General features: G+C 34.6%; 5 protein-coding genes. All 5 read left to right on the top strand.

Translation table 11 applies throughout. The annotated features are described in order from the left end of the window. The first annotated feature begins 378 nt into the window (after window positions 1-378). On the top strand, window positions 379-2,778 hold the full coding sequence (locus C1634_RS24865; protein WP_185145160.1) for a hypothetical protein: 2,400 nt from the start codon (window positions 379-381) through the stop codon (window positions 2,776-2,778). A gap of 76 nt (window positions 2,779-2,854) precedes the next feature. Next, the gene (locus C1634_RS24870; protein WP_103233965.1) at window positions 2,855-3,586 is read left to right on the top strand and encodes a WG repeat-containing protein; all 732 of its coding nucleotides are present in this window, start codon (window positions 2,855-2,857) and stop codon (window positions 3,584-3,586) included. Window positions 3,587-4,116: 530 nt separating this feature from the next. Next, entirely contained in the window at window positions 4,117-6,000 is a 1,884-nt protein-coding gene (locus tag C1634_RS24880) for a type VI secretion system Vgr family protein (protein WP_103233966.1), read from the top strand. A 193-nt stretch (window positions 6,001-6,193) separates the two neighbouring features. Then, entirely contained in the window at window positions 6,194-7,636 is a 1,443-nt protein-coding gene (locus C1634_RS24885) for a PAAR-like protein (protein WP_228410163.1), read from the top strand. 5 nt (window positions 7,637-7,641) lie between these two features. Beyond that, window positions 7,642-8,355, top strand: coding sequence for a hypothetical protein (locus C1634_RS25840; protein WP_123921579.1), 714 nt, complete (start codon window positions 7,642-7,644; stop codon window positions 8,353-8,355). The last annotated feature ends 157 nt before the right edge of the window (window positions 8,356-8,512 follow it).

Genomic DNA, 8,512 nt, shown 5'->3' on the forward strand with positions numbered 1-8,512 from the left:
CAATTGTATTATTAAAAATAAAATAGATTATTTATAAGGCATTTTACCTAAGTAAACATTTATGCATGAATAATTTTCATTTATTTACATGTATTAGTTTTTTTATAAAAATAATAAAAATATTCTTTCAACAAAGTTTTTATCACACAATGTTGATTATTTTTTTCTATCTAAAATTTTAATTTACAGCACACTTCTATTTAATTCACGAATTCAATTTGTACGCTCTCAATATCCTATCTGGTATTGCAGCTTAGAATTTCCACCCGAAAGACATCATCAATCTTATTTTTTTCTCTGAAATAAGAAGTTAAATATCAATCTCCGAAGTCTTTAAATGACTACATTAGCAGTGAATTAAAATGCGCTGAGATTTCTATGAAAAATATATTCTGTGTATTGCTTCTTTCAATGGTACAGCCTGTACTGGCACAAACTAAGCTAGAAAAAGCAATTACAAGTCTTGAGAATAATTACGAACAGGAAAAAGTATACTTGCTTACTGACAAATCACAATATGCAGCGGGTGACCAGATCTGGTTCAAAAGTTTTGTATTTGATGGTTACAATCGTTCCACATTGTCTACTACTCTATTTGTTGAATTGTACGATGCTGATAAAAAATTAATAGACTGGAAAACTGTACGTTTAACCAATGGTGAAGGCAGCGGAGATTTTAAACTGAAAGAAGACCTTCCCGAGCAGGTTTATTTTGTAAGAGCTTATACTCTTTACATGACCAATTTCAATGAAGATTTTCAGATTGTTAAAACAATTCCGATTTACAACCCCAACTCAAGCGAAACATTAGAGGTTTCTAAAAATGCTGACTGGTCTGCCAAAGCTTTTGCCGAAGGTGGAACTTTCATCAATGGGATGCCTACGAAATTTGCCGTAAGGTTATCAAGCGATTCTTCACTGCCAGAAAGCTGGACCGGAAAAATAGTCGACTCACAAAATCCAAATGTATCTATTACTTCGTTTACGTCATTTGATAAAAATGTGGCCTCTTTTAAAATAACGCCAGCTTCAGGAAAAAAATACCAAGCTATTATTCAGGATAATACTGGAAAAAAGCAAACGATCGATTTACCGGAAGTAGCAGACAGCGGTCTTAGTTTAGAAGTCAACAGCTCTAAGGAAGGGATTAAATACAGCTTAAAAGGAGTTAATCTAAAACAACAACTCCAAAATTATAAAATTGTAGGAACCATCAACAACCATCTGGCTTATAAAGCCAATATCAATCAGTTGACCAATGAAGTATCAAGTCTTATTCCTACAAAAATCAGCAATGGGAACAATGGCATTTTGCAGCTAGCCATTTTTGATGAACAGGACAATCTGGTTGCTACAAGACTCTGCTTTATAAGACCCAACAATTTAAAGATTGAGAAAGCCCAAATTGTCGCTCAGAGTTTAAAACAGACTCCCAGGTCTTTCAATAGTATCGATCTTTCCCCGGAGACCTATTTTAAAAACTATACCGTTTTGGTAAGTGAGGATGACGGAAGCGGTAATTCAGAAGAAGAAAATTTACTTAGTGGTCTGTGGCTGACAGGAGATTTTACGAGCAAAATAAATGCACCGGCACAATATTTCTCTAAAAATGCCAACAGTGAAGCTTTGGATGCACTGCTTATTTCTGAAAAATGGAAAAGATTTGACTGGAATTCCGTACTAAGCGGATCTGTTCCCAGCATCAAAAACAATTCTCCAAAATTTCTTTCTTACAAAGTACAGCCTATTAAAAACAATGCGATACTGAGAGATACCAACGTAACTTTAGCATTAAAGTTAGGCGAGAACCCACCTAATTTCAACCTGTTTAAAACAGATCAAAATGGATATGTTTATTTAGAAAGTGTTGATTTTGATGAACCCTTAGCTGTTTCATTATTTGTAAATCCTGAAAATGGTAAAGAATCAAGTACTGATGATTTATATGTTACGGTTGAACCCATGGTTAAGCCAACACAATTTAAAGGCAATTTTCCTAATACAAAATACAGACTGGTGAAAGCCACTGCAAACAGGAAACTTCCACCCGCTATTTCCAGAGCCATCAACACTCAGAAAAATAACAAAAAAAATGAAAATGGTGAGGTACAGATTGAAGAAGTAAAATTAGCCGGAAAAAAACAAGATCCCAAAGAAGAGCTCAACAAGCAACTGTCTACCGGAATGTTTAATTCTATCAATTCTACTATATTTGACTTCGTCAATGAAGACCAGCGCGCCGCAGGATCAATCAATATATTAGATTGGCTGCAAGGGAGAGCTGCCGGCTTAACGTTTCAAAGAAATAGCTCAGGGGTAAACGTACCCTACATCCGTAACCAGCCCGCTAAGCTCTATTTAGATGAAGTGCTTACTGATCCTACGATGATTTCAAACCTTCCTGTAAGCAATATTGCGATGGTGAAAATTATCAAAGGAGCAGGATTAATAGGTGATGCAGTAGCAGTCTATACGATGAGGGGGAATATGAAATCTAAAAGCACTGGAAATGACACGAAAAAAAATAATGCATCAATAGTAAAGGGATATGATAGACCATCAGAATTTCCTATTGAAATGTTAGATGATGATTCTCCAACGAAAATAGAAACTGACACCCGTGAAACCCTTTACTGGAATCCTAATTTATTTGATAGTGATTATGTTCCGCCAAGAATTAAATTCTTTAATAACGACACTGCAAAACAATTTAAAGTTTTGATTATAAGCTTTGATGAAGATGACAATCTTCTTTATGATCAACAGATTTTAAAATAGGACTAAAAGGATCTTCAAGCTTTTAATATTAAAAAAAAAAAAACAATTTATCTGATTCAAAATAAAAACGATCGCCATGGATAATCCAATTGACCTTTACGATAATTTCTTTTTTTCAAAAGAATTCGAATGTGCAATTTTTCAATTGAAAAAAGGAGAAGTATTCCATGCAAAGAAAGATTCTATTAAAGAACTTGATATTACGAAAATTATTGATTCAAAAAATAATCAAGTGCGCTATTTTAAATGTGTAGAGGGCAAAAAAAAGTGGGGAGTTATTCATATTTCTGGACAAGAAATCATACCTCCTATTTACGATTATATCTCTCCTTTAATTGATGATAAATTTTACAAAATTTTCAATGGTGATTATTCATGGGAGTTTGATGATTACTCATCTCAATATTTTATAGAACATATAGATACACATTCCTGGAATGGAGACCATTATATGGGCAAATTATCAACTGGACAATGGGGGCTGGCTGAGACTAGTGGTACAGGTTATACAGTTCTTATTGCACCTGAATTTCAATGGCTAATATTAATTGACAAAAAAATCGTTTGTTGTAATGTTGGAGGAAGTCTCATAAAATGGTATGATGGAGATGATAAAGAAGAATATCTTCAAACCCTTGGTGGACAATGGAAAGTTATTGAAGCATCAAAATGGGACCGTAGAATAGAAACTGAACTTGGTGAATTTAGTGAAGTATTAGAAAAATTCAAATTAGAATATTCGAAACAGTTTGTCGAAGAATATAAATATACTTATCAGTTTATCTTTGATCCACAAAAAATCTTTTAATCAGCTATTATCTCCCATTCCTCAAGAATTTTTTTCGTATGATTTTTGGGACTATAAATCAAAAATTTAAAAACAACAATATAATCTAGCACTCCTTTTTCATCCATATAATCTATTGCACCACTGTATCTATAATCTTCACACAGAAAATTAGACCTGTTTCTAATGTATTTTGAGGTTGAACCTATCAGCAAAATTTTAAGATTTTAAAGTAATATTTTAGCAATCAAAAACATAGCTACTGAATCCCAGCCGACATATCCGGAACTTCAAATGATGAGTCAATATCTCCTGCCCCCGAGTTTAAAGATTTTATTTCAATTCAGCCATAAAAACAACATTTGTCCACCTAAAAATTCCCCAATTTCCAGGACTTTCTTTATATCATCAATCTAAAGCTATTTTGAGCAAGGTTTTTAGTCAATCGTAGTTTTACTACAATTTTTCAGATTTAATATAATATTACAATTTGTAATCTATTTTTTATCTAAATTCGGTGACATAATACCAAAAAAAACGCATAAAATATTATGAAAAACGCCTCAAATTCTGAGAAAGTTTCAGATAACCACATTTCGGGGATCAACCGGGTGGTAAAACTGGAAATTGTGGTTGAGGGCAAAGCTGTCAATCACTTTAAGCACTTTCGTTTGCAACAGAGTGCAAGAAAGCACCATGATTTTGAACTGGTATTGGCTCATGACTCTTTAGGTGAGGTACAAAACCACAACCTTGAGCAGGCCCAAAAGTTTTTAGGAAAAAGAATCACCGTTATTTTTAGATATAAAGATGCTGAAAGTGAAAGCCCCGAGAGAACATTTGTGGGCCTCATTACTCAGGTAGCCTTCAGCCAGGAAAAAATGAGCTTGGGAAATATTATTTTAAAAGGGAAAAGCCCTACTATTCTGATGGATGCTGCTCCCCATACCCAAAGTTTTGGAGGAAGCCAAACGGTGAATACCAATATTATTGCCACCCGGATCATCAAGGAGACCTTAGGGACCAACAAATTTGATTTCAGAGTAGACACTCAAAACAAAAGCTATATCAGTTATAGTTCACAATACAACGAAACCCATTACAATTACCTAACAAGAATTGCAGAAGCCTATGGAGAGCAGTTTTATTATGACGGCGAAATCCTTCATTTCGGAAAACTTCCTTCTTCTGAAAAGCCAATTCAATTGGTATATGGAAGCAATGTAACTGATGTGATTGTTGAACTAAAAGCGGTTCACACCAAGCCGGAATACTTTGGCTACAACAGCAGCAACCATACTAAAATGGTGGGTGCTGATGATCGCATACAACATTTAGGAGAATTATCTTCTAAAGCCTATGAACTGAATGACACCATTTTTACCACAAGGTCATTGACTCCCACTCCCGTCAATGCCAATATGTTCCTGGATGTGGATGATTCCCAGAAGAGTGCAAGAGGAAGTAAAGCCGTAGAGGTTTTTACCGTTACAGGACAAACAACTGTTCCGTTTCTATATATTGGCTGCGTTGCAGATTTAGCCATGAGAAAGACGGATACTAATGAAACCTCCCATTTTACAACACTTATGATTACAGAGGTAACTCATGAAGTGAATGCAAGAGGATATTATACAGGAAGCTTTGAAGCGATTGCTGAAGGCACCGGTTTTATGCCCAAGCCTGATTTTGAAATGCCTAAAGCTGAACCGCAGGTGGCCACTGTGATTTCCAATGTAGATCCATTGAATCAGGGCAGAATACAAGTTCGGTTTGACTGGCAGTTAAATGATACCACCCACTTCATCAGAATGATGAGCCCCGATGCAGGAGGAACAGATGCGATCACCCAAAACAGAGGTTTTGTAGCAGTTCCGGAGATCGGCGATCAGGTCATGGTAGGATTTGAATACCATAACCCCGATTTTCCATTTGCCATGGGGGGAATGTTTCATGGGCAGGTAGGTCTGGGCGGAGGCGTTGACAATCATCTTAAATCTATACAGACAAGAAGCGGCATTAAGGTTTTAATGAATGATGCAGACAAAAGTGTAACCATTAAAGATCCAAGCGGAAATACTTATTTTATGGATGGCCAGGGAAACATTAATGTTACGGCACCGAAGAATATGACTTTTACAGCAGGCGAAGATATGCACATCTCTGTGGGCAGGAATATGACCACTAAGATTGGGCAGGACAGCACCCTCAATATTGGAAACGACCATACCGAATCTATTACAAAGAGATACACCCAAACCTCCGAAAATAAAAGTGTTACCGTTAAGAAAGATCAAACAGAAAGCACAGGTAATACATTTAAAAGTATTTCCGGAGAAGCCGATATACAGACCTCTAAAGGTGATTTAAAACTGAGAGGAACATCATTGGCCGTATTCCAGGGAGGAAAAGACGTTAAAGTAAGTAAAGGCTAAATCTATTTCGGGTGATGAAAATACATTTTCATTGCTGCCTGCAAATATGATTTCCGCCTTGACAATTGAATCCAATCTAAAATAGCAGCCCATGGAAGATCAGAATACTTCAGCGCATGATCAGAAACTTTCTGAAAAAAGAGCCGAAAAACAAAAAAAATCCACCGAAGATTCTCCTTCAGAAAAAAGAGAAATGGTCATACATGGAGCCACGTTGAAGTGTCCCTATGCCCAGGCGCCCGGAGAACTGAAAGTGACCTCAAATGAAATAAACCTTCAGGATAAGATATTTGCCACAAAGGGGGATGGAAACAATATGGTCAACCTTCAATTCAAAGGAAACTGCGGGCACCCGAAATGGCCTGCTAGAAATATGTCTCCCCCACCCTGTATGAGTGTGATAAAATTAAGTCCATGGCAAGGTTTAGGTAGTACTACTATTCAAAAACAAACGGCTCTGGTGAAAGAATCTTTTATCTTTTGTGATCCCGAATTTAATTCTGCCGTAGCGAAACCTATTCCGATGGTGGAGAGGATTTTAACACCGGAAGATAATATTTATACAGTTTCAGTTTATTATAATGATGTAAAAATTGATCCTGAATCTTTCGTATTTATTTCACCAGAACCTGCGATGCCCAAAATAAGAATTGAAGTTTATATAGGAAAAGATTGCATACATAAAAGTTTACGATTTAGATTAAAGACAGAATTTAAGTTTAAGGCAAGTGCAACACTCTATGACAGAAACGATGTTGATTATTTTCCCGCAAAGTCTGATGGCGGAAACGCTTTCATGATTGCCAATACAGGGAAAACAAAATGGGATGTTGATTTTCGTGGACTATTTAGAGGAGGAACTGCAGCTGTAGAAATATGGAATGAAGGAAAAACTTCTATTTTAAGTACTTTCCAGTTTTATATAAGAGGAAAGAATCCTACAAAAGAAGTTGTAAAAAAATATTTTACGGATAAAGGATATTTATCAAAATACTGGTTTATTTATAAAATGGCAGTGAGTGAATCCGGAAGCGAAGGTATTACATTAATGAAACAATTTTGGGATCCTGAATTTGTGGGGAAAGGAAAAAATAGAAAAGAAGCAATATATGGACCTTCTGGTAGAAATAGTGAAAGCAAAGGGATTCCAAACTATGGTTATCCTGATGGCTGGGGAATATGTCAAATAGACTTTAAGTATGAGAAAAATAACCTAAGTACTACCCCTGCAGAATCAAAAAAAGTAATTGAAAACCCTAATTACATTTGGAATTGGAAAGAAAATATTGCAGTGAAAATGAATATAAAATTACCAGAAAAAATAAAAGCTGCAGTTAATCATATTCGTCGACTATTGAAAAATACGAAACGATTAAAATCTTATTCAATTGAAGAAGGAAATTTAACTTATAAAACATGTCCAAGTTCAGTCCCAGAGCTACAACAATTTAGTGGATATTTACCGGATACATCTACAAATCAGAATGAAAAATCCATCTTAGATGCAGAAATAATTAAATTATATAATGGAGGACATTACATTGTTGGAATTTCTAAAGACGGAACATTAAGTATAGATCGAAAAAACAGTCTGGATTTTAATTATAATGAAAGAATAGGAAAAATTAATGAATAATTTTTATGAAAATACACAATCTAATAATATCACTTTCTCTAATATTTTCTATAAATATTAATTGTTCAAGTAAAGATGCGCATACTAATCCTGTAACCAATAATAGTAGAGTTGAAAAGGAAAAACTATCAGATTCTTTCACTTTTAGTATTCCTTTAAAGTATAATAATAAAGAGTATTCTATCCAACTAGTGTGTGAAAGGGATGGTGCTGACACAAACATCTCAAGCATCATAAGCAATCTTACTTTACCAGAAGAATTTTATGCAATATTGCAGGACAATTTTGGTTTAGCAGCATGGCTTATTAATTCTGATTATCAATCAGCTTATGAAGATTATAAAAATCTGAAATTTAAGAGAACTGATTTTGTGGAATATGAAAAGAACTCTGGTAGAAAATTCTCTTCTAAACTTTTATATATTTCAGATGTTGATCAGGATGGTTATGATGATATTTTACTTCTTAATCTTCAGAACAGCACACCGGATAACGATGTATATGCAATGTTCAAAGGAGGCAAAAATGGAATTTCATATAAAGAAAAATTTTTCGATAAAGTGGCATTTTATGGATGGGACAAAACAGGAAAATATTTAATAACCGGAGTGAGTGATACCAAAGAAAGAAAGCTTTATAAAAATACAATTGTTGGAGGCCAGCTAAAGACAGTTGATCAATGTACAGAATATGCAGTCTCAGATAAATTTTGTTGGTAGATAAATAGTTTTAAAAGTGATTAAAGACTTAGAGCCTGTTTAAATTTTGTTCAATAATATTTTAATAGCTGATAGTTTGACCATATTTTCAGAATTTTCCATTAGCAATTCATAATTTCGGCAAAGTCTTCTGTCATTATCAAACCAAGAAAAAGTT

Origin of the sequence: Chryseobacterium viscerum (assembly GCF_002899945.2) — a bacterium.
Classification (GTDB): domain Bacteria; phylum Bacteroidota; class Bacteroidia; order Flavobacteriales; family Weeksellaceae; genus Chryseobacterium; species Chryseobacterium viscerum.

What these genes read in the sequence shown, in the direction of transcription:
- C1634_RS24885 (WP_228410163.1), top strand. Translation starts at nt 6,194, where the DNA reads ATGGTCATACATGGAGCCACGTTGAAGTGTCCCTATGCCCAGGCGCCC.
- C1634_RS24880 (WP_103233966.1), top strand. Translation starts at nt 4,117, where the DNA reads ATGAAAAACGCCTCAAATTCTGAGAAAGTTTCAGATAACCACATTTCG.
- C1634_RS24865 (WP_185145160.1), top strand. Translation starts at nt 379, where the DNA reads ATGAAAAATATATTCTGTGTATTGCTTCTTTCAATGGTACAGCCTGTA.
- C1634_RS25840 (WP_123921579.1), top strand. Translation starts at nt 7,642, where the DNA reads ATGAAAATACACAATCTAATAATATCACTTTCTCTAATATTTTCTATA.
- C1634_RS24870 (WP_103233965.1), top strand. Translation starts at nt 2,855, where the DNA reads ATGGATAATCCAATTGACCTTTACGATAATTTCTTTTTTTCAAAAGAA.